This window comes from Streptomyces sp. NPDC036813, assembly GCF_055609245.1.
This window is the reverse complement of sequence record NZ_JBVJPV010000020.1, coordinates 58,060-73,309: the sequence shown is the minus strand read 5'-3', so window position 1 is coordinate 73,309 and position 15,250 is coordinate 58,060. Positions and strand designations below refer to the sequence as shown.

The following is a 15,250-nucleotide window of genomic DNA, read 5'->3' as shown; positions in this document are numbered from 1 at the left end:
GTCAGTCGATGCGCGCCGTGTCGGCGCTCACCTCAGCTGCAGCCGCTGGTCGAGCCGCAGCCCTCGCAGATGTAGCAGGAACCGGCCCGCTGCATCTTCGTACCGCAGGAGAAGCACAGCGGGGCGTCGGCCTGGATGCCCAGCTGCATCTCCACCAGTTCCGCGTTGGTGTGAGCCTGCTGCGGGGCAGCCTTGGTCGCACCGGCGTCCGTCTGCGGCGTGGCCACGGCCTTCAGCTCCTGTGCGCGCGGCGCCGACTGGGCCAGGCCCTCGACGTCGACCTCGTCGTCGGCCGGCTCGTAGGAGCCGGTCTCGAGGTGGCGCTGACGCTCCTCGGCGGAGTGGATGCCGAGGGCGGAGCGGGTCTCGAAGGGCAGGAAGTCCAGCGCCAGGCGACGGAAGATGTAGTCGACGATCGACTGGGCCATCCGCACGTCCGGGTCGTCGGTCATGCCGGCCGGCTCGAAGCGCATGTTGGTGAACTTCGAGACGTACGTCTCGAGCGGCACGCCGTACTGCAGACCGACGGAGACGGCGATGGAGAAGGCGTCCATCATGCCCGCGAGGGTGGAGCCCTGCTTGGACATCTTCAGGAAGACCTCACCGAGACCGTCGTCCGGGTAGGAGTTGGCGGTCATGTAGCCCTCGGCGCCGCCGACCGTGAAGGACGTGGTGATCCCCGGGCGGCCCTTGGGCAGGCGCTTGCGGACCGGGCGGTACTCGATGACCTTCTCGACCGTCTCGCGGATGGTCGCCTCGGCCTTCTCCGTGACCTCGGCCTTCTCCTTCTCCTTGGTCTTGGCGGAGAGCGGCTGGCCGACCTTGCAGTTGTCGCGGTAGATCGCGAGCGCCTTGACGCCGAGCTTCCAGGCCTCGAAGTAGATCTCCTCGACCTCCTCGACGGTCGCCGTCTCCGGCATGTTGACCGTCTTGGAGATGGCACCGGAGATCCACGGCTGGATCGCGGCCATCATGCGGACGTGACCCATCGGGGAGATGGCGCGCTCGCCCATGGCGCAGTCGAACACCTCGTAGTGCTCCTGCTTGAGACCGGGGGCGTCGATCACATTGCCGTTCTCGGCGATGTGGGCGACGATCGCCTCGATCTGCTCCTCCTGGTAGCCCAGGCGGCGCAGGGCCTGCGGGACGGTGCCGTTGACGATCTGCATCGAGCCGCCGCCGACCAGCTTCTTGAACTTCACGAGCGCCAGGTCGGGCTCGACACCGGTGGTGTCGCAGGACATCGCCAGACCGATGGTGCCGGTCGGGGCGAGGACGGACGCCTGGGCGTTACGGAAACCGTTCTTCTCGCCGAGCCGGACGACGTCCTGCCAGGCCTCCGTGGCGGCGGCCCACACCGGCGTGTCCAGGTCGTCCATGCGGACGGCCTTGCCGTTGGCGTCGGCGTGCTGCTTCATGACGCGGTTGTGGGCGTCGGCGTTACGGGCGTAGCCGTCGTAGGGGCCGACGACCGCGGCCAGCTCGGAGGAGCGGCGGTAGGCCGTACCGGTCATCAGGGAGGTGATGGCACCGGCGAGGGCGCGGCCGCCGTCGGAGTCGTAGGCGTGGCCGGTGGCCATCAGCAGGGCGCCGAGGTTGGCGTAGCCGATGCCCAGCTGGCGGAACGCGCGCGTGTTCTCGCCGATCTTCTGGGTCGGGAAGTCCGCGAAGCAGATCGAGATGTCCATCGCGGTGATGACGAGCTCGACGACCTTCTGGAAGCGCTCGGTCTCGAAGGACTGGTTGCCCTTGCCGTCGTCCTTGAGGAACTTCATCAGGTTCAGCGAGGCGAGGTTGCAGGACGTGTTGTCCAGGTGCATGTACTCGCTGCACGGGTTCGACGCGGTGATCCGGCCGGACTCGGGGCAGGTGTGCCAGGTGTTGATGGTGTCGTCGTACTGGATGCCCGGGTCGGCGCAGGCCCAGGCGGCCTCGGCGATCTTACGGAAGAGCGACTTGGCGTCGACCTCCTCGATGACCTCGCCGGTCATGCGGGCACGCAGGCCGAACTTGCCGCCCTTCTCGACGGCCGTCATGAACTCGTCGTTCACACGGACGGAGTTGTTGGCGTTCTGGTACTGGACGGACGTGATGTCGTCGCCGCCCAGGTCCATGTCGAAGCCCGCGTCGCGCAGGACGCGGATCTTCTCCTCTTCCTTGACCTTGGTCTCGATGAAGTCCTCGATGTCGGGGTGATCGACGTCGAGCACGACCATCTTGGCGGCACGGCGGGTGGCACCACCGGACTTGATGGTGCCGGCGGAGGCGTCGGCGCCGCGCATGAAGGAGACGGGGCCGGAGGCGTTGCCGCCGGAGGACAGCAGCTCCTTGGAGGAGCGGATGCGGGAGAGGTTCAGGCCGGCGCCGGAGCCGCCCTTGAAGATCATGCCCTCTTCCTTGTACCAGTCGAGGATCGACTCCATGGAGTCGTCGACGGACAGGATGAAGCAGGCGGAGACCTGCTGGGGCTGCTTGGTGCCGACGTTGAACCAGACGGGGCTGTTGAAGCTGAAGATCTGGTGCAGCAGGGCGTAGGCCAGCTCGTGCTCGAAGATCTCGGCGTCCGCGGGGGAGGCGAAGTACTGGTGGTCCTCGCCGGCCTTGCGGTACGTCTTCACGATGCGGTCGATCAGCTGCTTGAGGCTGGTCTCGCGCTGCGGCGTGCCGACGGCACCCCGGAAGTACTTGCTGGTGACGATGTTGACCGCGTTCACCGACCAGAAGTCGGGGAACTCGACGCCACGCTGCTCGAAGTTGACCGAGCCGTCGCGCCAGTTGGTCATGACGACGTCACGGCGCTCCCAGGCCACCTCGTCGTACGGGTGCACGCCGGGGGTGGTGTGGATGCGCTCGATACGCAGCCCCTTGCTGCCCTTGGCGCCCTTTGCTCGGGAACCTCGTGCCGGACCGCTCGCCGTCTCTGTCATGCCGCCTCCCTGATACGGGCAAAACGCCCTGAAGTGCCCCGATGTTCCCGTGGCACGGTGTTCTGTCTGGTGTTGCGGGCACCCTCTCGCTGCCGCCCGCAACAGGTCTTCGTGTCGCCGCCGCCGACCGGACCCGGAAGGTTTCCTCCCGCGTCCGGCCCGTCGGTCAGTCGGCGGCGCTCGCGGGTTCGGGGACCTGGACCGCCCCCGAGGAACCGCGTTCGTTTTCCGGGCTCCCCGCGCCGGCGTCTGCGCCTGCGTCGCCCTCACGGTCCTCGTCGACCGCGGCGGGGCGTCCCGTCTGTTCCCTGAGCTCCGCGATGGCGGCCTCGAAGTCCTCGAGCGATTCGAACGCCCGGTAGACCGAGGCGAACCGCAGATAGGCGACGAGGTCGAGCTCCTGCAACGGGCCGAGTATGGCCAGGCCCACGTCGTGGGTGGTCAGCTCGGCGCTCCCGGTGGCCCGCACGGCCTCCTCGACCCGCTGGCCGAGCAGGGCGAGCGCGTCCTCGGTGACAGGCCGTCCCTGGCATGCCTTGCGCACACCGTTGATGACCTTGGTGCGACTGAAGGGCTCGGTGACTCCGGACCGCTTGACCACCATCAGTGAGCACGTCTCCACCGTCGTGAAACGACGGGAGCAGTCTGGGCACTGACGGCGCCGGCGGATGGACGTGCCGTCGTCGGTCGTACGGCTGTCGACGACACGGCTGTCGGGGTGCCTGCAGAAGGGGCAGTGCATGAACTCCCAACCCTCCTCACAGCAGACTCAATAGCCTCGCCGGGCCTCATGAGCCCCGCGAAGCAGCCCCAAGCATAGGCGATCGCCGCGGGCTCGGAGACCAGGGGGACCACAACTTGTGGGCTGCTGTAGCCATCCAACCACTAGATGTGGGGATTGGCGCATACATCCACACCACGCGCGCGTGTCGCGCCAGGTGACGGCGTTGCGCGGCACCAGGAACCGGCTCCGGTCCTGCCGAGAACCGGTTCCGATCCTGCCGGGAACCGGCTCCGATCCCGCCGGGAACCGGCTTCGGCGGCGCCAGGCGGCGGCTTTGCGCTCCGCCGGCTCGTAGCCCTCTGCTCCGCCGGGAAGCGGCTCTGTACGCCCCCGGCCAGTGGCTTCGCGCCCCACCGAGAGGCGGCCGCACCGGTCGGCGACGCGGCCTCGGCGCGACACGCGGGGCCGACACGGGATACGGCGCGGCCGTATCGTTCCGGCACATCACGGAGATACCGTGGGCGCCGCACGGAGATGGGGTGGGACTCCCGCGCAGGGCGGGCCCGGTCCTCGGCGCCCGGGATACCGGGTGGCAGACTGGGGCGTCACACCATGAGGTCGGCACCCCGGCGGTGAAGAGTACAGCAATGGGCACTTTTGCCCGTCAGGGGCCGCGTCAGCCATACACCCGGACACACGATCGCGTCACGCGAATCGCGGTTTTTCACTCGAACGTGTGTTTGGCGCAACCTTTCGAAAGCAACTACCGTTGTGCTGGCAGGGAGACCACCGAGAGGGGCCGACGTGACCACCACCGCAGACAGCGCCACCATCACCGCCCAGGACCGCTCCCAGGGCCGACTCGAGCCGGTGCATGTGATGAACGAATCCGTGAACCCCGAGGGGCCCAAGCGCTCCCTGCCGGGGCGACCTCCAGGCATCCGGGCCGACAGCTCGGGGCTCACCGATCGCCAGCGCCGGGTGATCGAGGTCATCCGGGACTCCGTGCAGCGCCGAGGCTACCCGCCGTCGATGCGGGAGATCGGCCAGGCGGTCGGCCTGTCCAGCACGTCCTCCGTCGCTCACCAGCTGATGGCACTGGAGCGCAAGGGCTTCCTGCGCCGCGACCCGCACCGCCCGCGCGCCTATGAGGTCCGCGGCTCCGACCAGGCGGCCCCGATCCAGCCGACGGACACCGCGGGCAAGCCGGCCGCGTCGTACGTCCCGCTGGTGGGCCGGATCGCCGCCGGTGGCCCCATCCTCGCCGAGGAATCCGTCGAGGACGTGTTCCCCCTGCCGCGGCAGCTCGTCGGCGACGGTGAGCTGTTCGTGCTCAAGGTCGTCGGTGACTCGATGATCGAGGCGGCCATCTGCGACGGAGACTGGGTCACCGTGCGTCGCCAGCCCGTCGCGGAGAACGGCGACATCGTGGCCGCCATGCTCGACGGCGAAGCCACGGTCAAGCGCTTCAAGCGCGAGGACGGCCACGTCTGGCTCCTCCCGCACAACTCCGCGTACGAGCCGATCCCCGGTGACGACGCGACCATCCTCGGCAAGGTGGTGGCCGTTCTGCGCCGCGTCTGAGCGCAGCTGCGGCAGACACTCCGATACGGCCGCGTCGACGCCGCACCGCAGCCAGGCGGGCATCGCCGACCCGCCGCTCCCTGACTGGGCCCCGGGACCTCTGCGCCGGTTCCGGGGCCCTTGTGCTGCCCTGATACGACCACGTTCAGGGCACCTTGCACACGCGGCCGCGGACCGCATGCTCAAGCGGTCGCGGCCTGTGCGCACACGCAGCTCGACGCCCCCGCGCTCACACCGCCTCTGGCTGCTTGCTCGCCGTCTCAGCCGGCCCGCTCGCCGTCTCGGCGTCGGAGCTTGCCGTCTCAGCCTCCGAGCCGACCGTCTCCGCTTGCTTCGCGGCCGCATCGATGGCCGCCAGCGACCTTCGGACCTGGTTGCGGTCAGTCGTGTACCAGAAGTCGGGCATGGACGCCTTCAGATAGCTGCCGTAGCGGGCCGTCGCCAGGCGCTGGTCCAGTACGGCGACCACCCCGCGGTCGCCCGAGGCGCGCACGAGGCGGCCGGCGCCCTGGGCCATCAGCAGTGCCGCATGGGTGGCCGCGACCGCCATGAAGCCATTGCCTCCGGCCTCCTCGACGGCCTTCTGGCGGGCGCTCATCAAAGGATCGTCCGGACGGGGGAACGGGATCTTGTCCATGACGACCAGCTGACAGCTCGGGCCCGGAACGTCGACTCCCTGCCACAGGGAGAGCGTGCCGAACAGGCATGTCTTCGGGTCGGCGGCGAAGTTCTTGATCAGCTCACCCAGGGTCTCCTCGCCCTGCAGCAGGATCGGGAACTCCGGGATCCGGCCGCGCAGCTCCTCGGCAGCCAGCTGAGCGGCCCGCATCGAGGAGAACAGGCCGAGGGTGCGGCCACCGGCGGCCTGGATCAGCTCGGTCAGCTCGTCCAGCATGTCGGCGCGGTCGCCGTCGCGTGCGGGACGCGACAGATGCTTGGCGACGTACAGGATGCCCTGCTTGCGGTAGTCGAACGGCGAGCCGACGTCGACGCCCTTCCACTGCGGGACGTCGTCGCCCTCCGTGCCTTCGGGAGCGAGTCCCAGCGAGGCGCCCACGCCGTTGAAGTCGCCGCCCAGCTTCAGCGTCGCGGAGGTGAGGATCACCGACCGATCGGCGAACAGCTTCTCCCTCAGCAGCCCGGACACAGACATGGGAGCGACACGCAGGGAGGCGCCGAAGCGGTCGTGCCGCTCGTACCAGACGACGTCCCACTCGGAACCGTTGACGATGCGCTCCGCCACGTCGTGAACGTTCTCCACCGACGCGAGCGCCTGTTTGCGGACCGCGTCCTCGTCCTGGACGGACTTGTCGCGTGTGGAGCCCATCGCGGAGATCACCGTGCGCGCCGCGTCGCGCAGCGCCATGAGGGCGTATCCGAGGTCCTCCGGGATCTCCTCCAGGCGACCCGGCAGCGCCAGCTCCATCAGCCGCTCGAAGCCCTCCGCGGCGGTCAGCAGCTGATCGGCGGCCTTCTCGTTCACAAGCTTCGCGGCGCGGCGCACCGCACGGTTGACCTGGCCCGGCGTGAGCTCGCCGGTGGCGACGCCGGTGACCCGGGAGACCAGCTCGTGCGCCTCGTCGACGATCAGCACCTCGTGCTGCGGCAGCACGGGAGCGCCCTCGATGGCGTCGATCGCGAGCAGCGCGTGGTTGGTGACGACGACCTCCGCGAGCTTGGCGCGCTCGCGGGCCATCTCGGCGAAGCACTCGGCACCGTAGGCGCACTTGGTGGCGCCCAGACACTCCCGTGAGGAGACCGACACCTGTGCCCAGGCCCGGTCTGAGACGCCCGGGGTGAGATCGTCCCGGTCGCCACTTTCGGTCTCGTCGGCCCAGTCCCGCAGGCGCAGCAGGTCCTGGCCCAGCTTGCTGGTCGGCGCCGCGGCCTCGAACTGGTCGAAGAGGCCCTCCTCCTCGTCCTGGGGAACGCCCTCGTGCAGGCGGTGCAGGCACAGGTAGTTCGACCGGCCCTTGAGCATGGCGAACTCCGGGCGGCGGCGCAGCAGCGGATGCAGTGAGTCCACGGTGCGGGGCAGATCGCGCTCCACGAGCTGACGCTGCAGGGCGAGGGTGGCGGTCGCGACGACGACCCGCTCGCCGTGCGCGAGCGCGGGCACGAGATAGCCCAGCGACTTTCCCGTACCGGTGCCGGCCTGGACCAGCAGATGCGAGCTGTCGTCGATCGCCTCGGCGACGGCTTGGGCCATGGCCACCTGGCCGGGACGCTCCGTGCCGCCGACGGCAGCGACCGCGGCGTGCAGGAGTTCGGGAAGTGAGGGCTTCGTCATAGCGCGACCACCCTACGGCTCGGCACTGACAAACGACGGATCGCGGTGGAGACGGGAGACGGGATCAAGGGCGTGGGCGATTCCTGACGAAGGCGATGAAGGCGTGGGCGCTTGCGGATGAAGAAGACGGCGCAGGGCGGGAACCAACGAGCCGAGAGGGACGTTCTCCGTGTGACAGTGCTACTACACAGCGTCACAACAGGCTCCGCAGGGACCGATCCCGGATCATGAGCGCGGCCCGCTTCCCGGGCAGGTCCACCTCGGCGGAGAACCGGAAACCAGCGTTGAGGAACGCGGCGAGGGAGGGGACATTGCGTACATCGGGTTCCGCGACGACACGAGTGCAGGCCGGACGCCGGTCGAGGACCAGGTCGGCCACGGCTCTCAGCAGAACGCTGCCGACCCCGCGCCCACGATCGGCGACACCGCCGAGGAGAAGGTGGATACCGGTGTCGTGAGGGCGGGCGGGATAGTGCCGGGCCAGCGGGTCGAGGTCGGCCCGGTAGAGCTCCCAGTAGCTCATCGGCGTGCCGTCCAGGACGCCGAGGCAGGGCACGCTGCGCCCGTCGCTGATCAGCTGTGCGGCCAGGTGTGCCTCCGTCACGTCGGCCGGACCGGCCAGTTCCCAGAACGCCGCGACCGCGGGGTCGTTCATCCACCGGCTGATGAGCGGTACGTCCCGGGCGGGACGGACGGGGAGCAGCTGGAATTTCCCCGCGGCCGTGGTGGTCGCTCCCCACTCCGCCACCTGGTCGAGCAGGTCACCGCCGAGCAGCGAGGAAGCGGTACTCCACAGCGGCGAGGAGTGCGGCACGACCTCGGCGTCCCACGCGATCTCGTCGTCCTGCGCATCCTCGGCGTCCCGCGCGGCCCCGGGGTCCTGCCCGGCCGCGGGCTCCCCGGCGGCGCGCAGCGCGAGGAAGTCGGCGGGGAGGTGGAGGTCGAGGGTGTCCTCGGAGTCGGCAGTACCGGTCACAAGGGAGTCGGTGGGAGCCACGGCGGCTCTCCTCTCAGAGGATCAGGGAGCAGAAAACGGAAGGCGGCAGACGGCAGACGGCAGACGGTGCCGGACTTCAGAGGCGAAGAGTGCGGGGGCGATGTGCAGGCGGCGAGGGTCGTTATTTCAGCAGCGAAGGGGGTTGGCGATGGTGACGTAGACGGACTGGGTGTCCACCGGACCGACGAGTTCGTCCAGTCCGTGCAGCCGGGTGAGCAGGTTGGCCTTGCAGCGCAGGGTGGGTGAGTCGAGAAGCCGGCCGGGCAGCGAGCTGCGCAGCCGTGAGGGGCCGGATGCGGCAGCGTCGAGGAAGCGGCGGAAGGCGGCGAGCAGCAGTCGTTCGTCGGCGAGGCGCTGCGAGCCGAACGCACCGATCAGGCCGAACACGTTGTTGATCGCGAGGTAGTAGGTGAAGCGCTCGTCGGTCACGTCGTCGGTGACGAAGCTGTCGCTGTTCGCGCCGATGCCGGGGAGCAGGGTGTCGAGTGCGGCGCGGCGGGACTCGCGGAAGTAGTAGCCCTGGTTGTCCCGGTAGCGACCGCCGGCGGGCCAGCCGTCGGAGTCCAGCAGGAGCAGCGTGTTCTGCTGGTGGGCTTCCAGCGCGACACCGGCCTCGCCGTCGAGCCACAGGACGGGGCGGACGACGTGTTCCAGGTAGCGCAGGAACCACTCGGCGGCGATGGCCACTCGTGGGCGTCCGGTTCGGTGAGCCAGGCGCGTGACCACATCGGCCAGGCGGGAGCCCGGTGCTGAGCCGGCGGACGGCCGGAGAGCGACGAGCCCCGCGATGCATGAGACGTCATCCGAGGGCGCGAACGGGTTGTGCCGGATCACCACGTCGAGTCCGGTGACCGGGCGGCCGGCCTGGTCGTCGACGGCGAGCCACGCGGGGTCGCGGACGATGTCGAAGGCGGGGTGCGCGGCATGCCACCGGCCGGCGAGTCCCGAGCGCAGCAGCCGGTGAACCTCCACGCCACGGTGGAGTTCCTTGCGGAGGTTCTCCCGGCGGGAGTTGGTGATGCGCAGCCCCAGGGACAGCTTGAGCATGGCGGGGGCGCCGGATCGGTACAGGGTGCGGACGGAGGAGGTGGGGTGCCACGCGGGACCGTGGGGGCCGAGGTCGCGCAGCAGGCCGGAGTCGAACAGGACGGCGGCTTCGGGTCGTTGGCGGACTTCCCGGAGCTGCCAGGGGTGCACCGGCAGGGCCGCGTAACCGTCGGGCAACGGCACGGCGGGGCCGGCGAGCCGGGCGGTGAGTCGGTCGGCGGGGATCACCCGGCCGCGCTCGGTCCAGGCGGAGTCGGTGGCGAGCACGGAAGGGGCGACGGCGATCCAGTGGAGCGGAAAGGAACCATGCAACTCGGGTGAGTAGAGCCGGGTTTCCGCCTCCGACAGGCCTTCACGGCTCTTCGGGGTCGGATGCAGCGGATGGCCCAGCGTCAGGGCCTGCTCGGCGGAGAGAAACAGATCCGGCCCGTCGGCGGGACGCGCGCGGCGTTCGCTGACGAAGGAGGTGGTGCGGCGCACGGAGTCCACGACCCGGGCGACCAGGTCGGTGGCGTCGGCTTCGGCGGTGCGGCCGGTGGTGTGGCTCTCCCGGGCGAGCAGGGCGGCGACGGTGACGGCGTCGGCCGGCGGGCACGATTCGGGGGCGCCGGCCGGCCTGGGCGGGCCGAAGCGGTGCCAGCCGGTCGGGGACCAGTGGTGGACGGGGACAAGCAGCGCCGTGCCGGTGGCCGGCAGCGGGATGCGCAGGGTCGCTCCGGTGGGGGCGGTGACGCCGGTCTCGCGGACCCAGCAGCGGAGGAGGTTCTCCACCGCCGCGGCCTGAGCCGCCGTGTGGGGATCGGGGCGGGCCACGGGATCCGCCGGCTCGGGCTGGGGCTGCGCGTCGTCGAAGGGGTGGGCGCGGTGCTGCGGGGCGTGCGCGCCCGAGGGCACCGGACGGGGCGTGTCGGTGATCGCTCGCGTGCTGCCGGCGTTCGCCGTCGGCCCGGGGGTGCCGTGCTGGTATCCGTGCGGCCCCCGCTCGCGCCACGGCCCTCCTTGCTGGGGGACGGACGCGGCGGCGGGGACGGCCGGGGTGAGCGGCTCTGGGATGGCGGCGGCGGAGTCGGAGGTGGAGCTCGAGGAGGAGGCCGAGATGGAGTTCGGGGCGGAGGCGGAGTTGGGGTTCAAGGGGGTTCCTCGTGACGTCGTGCGGTGAGGGGGTGCTCGCTGCGGCAGGACGGTCAGCCCGTCTGTGGGCTGCGTGCGCCGCGCTGCTCGCTGTACTGGTCGCGCTCCTGGGCGTTCGAGGCCGTACGGGCGGCTGCCGCCACCGCGTCGGCGAGCCGGTCGAGGACCGCGGCGGCCTGTTCGTCGGTGATCGTCAGGGGTGGGAGCAGCCGGACGACGCTCGCGTGCCGGCCACCGAGTTCGACGATCAGTCCGCGGTGCAGGCACTCGCGCTGGACGGCGGCGGCAAGCCGAGGGGATGCCGGGAGAGGGCGCCGGGCGGATTCCGTGCGGGGGTGGGGGATGTCTTCCGGCGCGAGTCCGCCCCCGCCCGACGTGTCCGGCACGGCGCCGCTCGGCACGACGTCCGCCTCCGGCTCGACCATCTCCATCCCGATCATCAGCCCCCGCCCCCGCACGTCCCCCACGCAGGCGAACTCCTCGCCGAGCTGCCGAAGGTGGGTCAGCATCCGGGAGCCCAGGATGGCCGCGCGTTCGGCGAGGCCGTGGCGGCGGACGTAGGCGAGGGTCGCCGTGCCCGCGGCCATGGCGAGCTGGTTGCCGCGGAAGGTGCCGGCGTGGGCGCCGGGTTGCCAGACGTCGAGGTCGTCGCGATACACCACGACGGCCAGGGGGAGGCTGCCGCCGATGGCCTTGGACAGGACCATGACGTCGGGGGTGATGCCGCTGTGCTCCACGGCCCAGAAGGCGCCGGTGCGGCCGACCCCGGTCTGGACCTCGTCGGCGATGAGCGGGATGGACCGGGCGGCGGTGATCTCGCGGACGCGCCGCAGCCAGGTGTCGGGCGCGGGGATGACACCGCCCTCACCCTGGACGGGTTCGACGATCAGCCCGGCGGGGTCCGGGACGCCGGACTTGGGGTCGTCGAGCATGGACTCGGCCCAGCGGGCGGCGAGTTCGGCGCCCGCCTCCCCACCGACGCCGAAGGGACAGCGGTAGTCCTGCGGATACGGCAGACGGGTCACGCGGGCGCCGTGGCCGGTCGGGTCCGTGGCGTGGCCGGAGACTTCCTGGGCCCCTGTGGTCATGCCGTGGTAGGCGCCGGCGAAGGTGAGGATTCCGGCGCGGCCGGTCGCGGTGCGGACGAGTTTGAGCGCGGCTTCCACGGCGTCGGTCCCGGCCGGTCCGCAGAACTGGACACGGGCACGGCCCGCGAGGCCGGGCGGCAGGGTGCCGAGCAGCTCGGTGACGAAGGCGTCCTTGACGGGGGTGGCGAGGTCGAGCGCGTGCAGCGGAGCGCCGGAGTCGAGGACGTCCCGGATCGCCTCCAGGACTACGGGGTGGTTGTGGCCGAGGGCGAGCGTCCCGGCGCCGGACAGGCAGTCGAGGTAACGGCGTCCGTCGGCCCCCTCGATGGTGAGGCCGCGGGCCCGTACCGGCACGATCGGCAGGGCACGCGCATAGGTGCGTGCCGCCGACTCGCGTGCCGCCTGCCGTCGCAGGATCCCCTCGGTGACGCCCACGGCTTGCTCTCCTCCCGCCAACCGGAGGCGAGTTGTCGCTCACAGGCTGTGTCCCGCCCCCTCACCCGGTATGCCGGAGCCGGACGGCGGCACACCGCAGCCCCGGGCCCCACCGCTACCAACAGCGCACCGCCGCACTGGTTACGGGTGGCGCGGCACCCCGCCGATGTCGCTGCACACCGCGGAAGCCGCAACTGCCCGAGGAAGACGTCGCGGCCCCGGTCTGACGGCGTGCCCCCGTTGACCGTCTGTAGCCGAACCGTTGCCGTTCCACCGGAAGTCCCCCACAGCGAGCGCATAGTGTGTGATCCCGTTCCGGACGCCGTGCGCACGCCCCGAGCAGCAAAGAGGTGCAGTGCCACGGCGGCAGTACGTCCATCCCAGGGGGAGTCAGCAGCATGCGATCCATACGGCCGTCGTTCACCGTTCGCCGGGAGGGAGGCGCACGCCGCGGAGCATCCCCCAGGCTGGCCGCGCTGGCCCTCGTCTCGGCGCTGGCCCTCACCGCGACCGCCTGTGAGGGCGGCGACGACAACGCCGACGGCCGGCCCACTGCGGCCGCGACCGCCTCCGCGGCCGGCGACACGAAGATCAAGATCCCGGACGATCTGAAGAACCGGCTCAAGGAGCACGGGATCGATCTCGACAAGTGGAAGAACGGCGCCTGGAAGAACTGGGACAGAGACCAGTGGCTGCGCGAGGCGCAGGACTTCATCAACCCGATCATCAAGGGCCTGTGGGACCCGGACCGGATGCGGGACGCCGAGGACCCCGACCGGGGTGTCGACGACAACGACCTCTCCGGTGACCAGGGCGTCACCGACCCGACTCCGGCGCCCGTGCAGGCCAAGGGTGTCTCGCCGAAGTACCACGCCAGCGCGCCCGAGGCCGGCAAGGTCTTCTTCGACTCGCCCGAGGGCACGATGGTCTGCTCGGCGACGGTGGTGAAGGACCCGGCCCACCCGGGCAAGTCCAACCTGGTGTGGACGGCCGGGCACTGCGTCCACGCGGGAAAGAAGGGCGGCTGGTACCGCAACATCGCCTTCGTGCCGTCGTACAACGACTCCGGCAAGTCGGTCGCCCAGCTGCAGAACGCCACCCGGGAGCAGGTCGCTCCGTACGGCGTGTGGTGGGGTGACTGGGCGCAGACCTCGGACCAGTGGATCGAGCAGGGCGGCGAGACCGGCGGTGACGGGGCGTCGTACGACTACGCGGTGATCCATGTGACGCCGGAGGAGGGCAACGGCGGCAAGTCGCTGGAGGAGACGGTCGGTTCGGCGCTGCCGGTCGACTTCGACGCCCCGGCCGTGGCGAAGATCGAGAGCCTGACGGCGACCGGTTACCCGGCGGCCAAGCCGTACGACGGGCAGAAGCTGTACCAGTGCCAGGACAAGCCCGGGCGGCTGTCCCTGAACACCACGGACCCGACCATGTACCGCATCGGCTGCACCATGACCGGCGGTTCCTCCGGCGGTGGCTGGGTCGCGCAGGGCTCGGACGGCAAGCCCGCGCTGGTGTCCAACACCTCGATCGGCCCGGTGACGGCCGGCTGGCTGGCCGGTCCGCGGCTGGGCAAGGTGGCCAAGGGCGTGTACGACGCGGTGAGCAAGAAGTACGCCGGCCGGTAACCGCCCGCTGAGGGTGCACGGCGGCGTCCCACGGGAACCTTCACGATCTCGCCGCCGTTCGCCCTCATCCGTCCGTGCATGATGACAACGCTCCACTCACATCAGCTCAACGAAGCACATCAACGGGGGTACACGCACCATGCGTTCCACGTCAGCACCCACCACGACGCCACGCGGCCGGCGTCGCCGCACGGCACTCGCAGCGGTCGGCGTCGTCGCGGCCCTGGCGCTCACGGCGACCGCCTGCAACGGTTCCGATGACGACAAGGCGAGCGGCACGTCCGGCGCGGGCGCCTCCCAGGCCTCGGACCCGGGCCAGGTCAAGGTCCCGGCCGATCTGGCCGACAAGCTCAAGAAGCACGGCATAGACGTCGACCAGTGGAAGAACGGCGGCTGGAAGAACTGGGACAAGGACAAGTGGCTCAGTGAGGCCAAGGACTTCGTCAACCCGGTGATCCAGGGCCTGTGGAAGCCGGAGCGGATGAAGTCCGCGAAGGAGGCCGACAAGACGGTCACCGCCAAGGACGCTCCGGGTGAGCAGGGCGTCAGCGACCCGGAGCCGGCACCGGTGCAGGCCGAGCCGGAGAAGCTGCCCTACCACGACAACGCGGCGCCGGTCGGCAAGGTCTTCTTCGACTCGCCCGAGGGCTCGATGGTCTGCTCGGGCACGGTGATCAAGGATGTGAACCACCCGGGCAAGTCCAACCTGGTGTGGACGGCGGGCCACTGTGTGCACGCCGGCGGCAACGGCGGCTGGTACCGCAACATCGCCTTCGTGCCGTCGTACAACGACCTCGGCAAGTCCGAGGCGCAGCTGGCGAACGCCCCCGCGCAGGAGGTCGCTCCGTACGGCGCCTGGTGGGCGGACTGGGCCTCCACCTCCAACCAGTGGATCCAGGGCGGCTCGGAGACGGGCGGCGCGGGTGCCGCGTACGACTACTCGGTGCTGCATGTGAAGCCGGAGCGGGGCACCAAGTCCCTGGAGGAGACGGTCGGTAACGCGCTCGACGTGGACTTCTCCGCGCCGTCCGCGCGGCAGGCGGGCACGATGGGCGCCTGGGGTTATCCGGCGGCGCCGCCGTACAACGGTCTGAAGATGTTCAAGTGCCTCGACCGGCCCGGGCGTTTCTCGCTGTCGCCGTCGCTGCCGAACATGTACCGCATCGGCTGCACGATGACCGGCGGCAGCTCCGGCGGCGGCTGGTTCCGGGTGGTCGACGGCACCACCAAGCTGGTGTCGAACACCTCCATCGGCCCGACGGACAACACCTGGCTGGCCGGCCCGCAGCTGGGCCCGGAGGCCGAGGCGCTGTACCAGAACATGAGCAGGACGTACGGCGGTCAGTGAGACGTCGGCACACCGGAACACGGCGAAGGCCCGCCCCCTCGCAGGGGGCGG

The 15,250-nt window shown here is 70.5% G+C and carries 9 protein-coding genes; 3 read left to right on the top strand and 6 right to left on the bottom strand.

Features of this window, described 5'->3' with window-relative positions:
- Positions 1-32 precede the first annotated feature (32 nt).
- Positions 33-2,927, bottom strand: a complete 2,895-nt coding sequence (locus tag ACZ67Q_RS33360) for a vitamin B12-dependent ribonucleotide reductase (protein ID WP_471189836.1) — start codon at positions 2,925-2,927, stop codon at positions 33-35.
- A gap of 166 nt (positions 2,928-3,093) precedes the next feature.
- Positions 3,094-3,669, bottom strand: coding sequence for a transcriptional regulator NrdR (gene nrdR / locus ACZ67Q_RS33355; protein WP_471189834.1), 576 nt, complete (start codon positions 3,667-3,669; stop codon positions 3,094-3,096).
- A 786-nt stretch (positions 3,670-4,455) separates the two neighbouring features.
- On the opposite strand from nrdR, the gene lexA reads away from it, so the two are divergent.
- Positions 4,456-5,235 (top strand): transcriptional repressor LexA, encoded by a 780-nt coding sequence (gene lexA, locus ACZ67Q_RS33350; RefSeq protein ID WP_361625100.1) that lies wholly within the window; start codon positions 4,456-4,458, stop codon positions 5,233-5,235.
- Between the two features lie 229 nt (positions 5,236-5,464).
- On the opposite strand, the gene ACZ67Q_RS33345 is transcribed toward lexA, so the two are convergent.
- The 4 genes from ACZ67Q_RS33345 to ACZ67Q_RS33330 all read right to left on the bottom strand — a co-directional run bounded on the left by ACZ67Q_RS33345 (position 5,465) and on the right by ACZ67Q_RS33330 (position 12,223).
- Positions 5,465-7,525 carry an ATP-dependent DNA helicase gene (locus tag ACZ67Q_RS33345; protein WP_471189831.1) on the bottom strand — a complete coding sequence of 687 codons (2,061 nt, stop codon included), beginning with the start codon at positions 7,523-7,525 and terminating at the stop codon, positions 5,465-5,467.
- 193 nt (positions 7,526-7,718) lie between these two features.
- Positions 7,719-8,522 carry a GNAT family N-acetyltransferase gene (locus tag ACZ67Q_RS33340; RefSeq protein WP_471189829.1) on the bottom strand — a complete coding sequence of 268 codons (804 nt, stop codon included), beginning with the start codon at positions 8,520-8,522 and terminating at the stop codon, positions 7,719-7,721.
- Positions 8,523-8,648: 126 nt separating this feature from the next.
- Entirely contained in the window at positions 8,649-10,700 is a 2,052-nt protein-coding gene (locus ACZ67Q_RS33335; RefSeq protein ID WP_471189827.1) for an IucA/IucC family protein, read from the bottom strand.
- 53 nt (positions 10,701-10,753) lie between these two features.
- Positions 10,754-12,223, bottom strand: a complete 1,470-nt coding sequence (locus ACZ67Q_RS33330; RefSeq protein WP_471189825.1) for a diaminobutyrate--2-oxoglutarate transaminase family protein — start codon at positions 12,221-12,223, stop codon at positions 10,754-10,756.
- A 398-nt stretch (positions 12,224-12,621) separates the two neighbouring features.
- Between ACZ67Q_RS33330 and ACZ67Q_RS33325 the strand changes: the two genes are divergently transcribed.
- Both ACZ67Q_RS33325 and ACZ67Q_RS33320 read left to right on the top strand, forming a co-directional pair.
- Positions 12,622-13,851, top strand: a complete 1,230-nt coding sequence (locus ACZ67Q_RS33325; protein WP_471189823.1) for a trypsin-like serine peptidase — start codon at positions 12,622-12,624, stop codon at positions 13,849-13,851.
- Positions 13,852-13,990: 139 nt separating this feature from the next.
- On the top strand, positions 13,991-15,199 hold the full coding sequence (locus ACZ67Q_RS33320; RefSeq protein WP_471189821.1) for a trypsin-like serine peptidase: 1,209 nt from the start codon (positions 13,991-13,993) through the stop codon (positions 15,197-15,199).
- Positions 15,200-15,250: the final 51 nt, after the last annotated feature.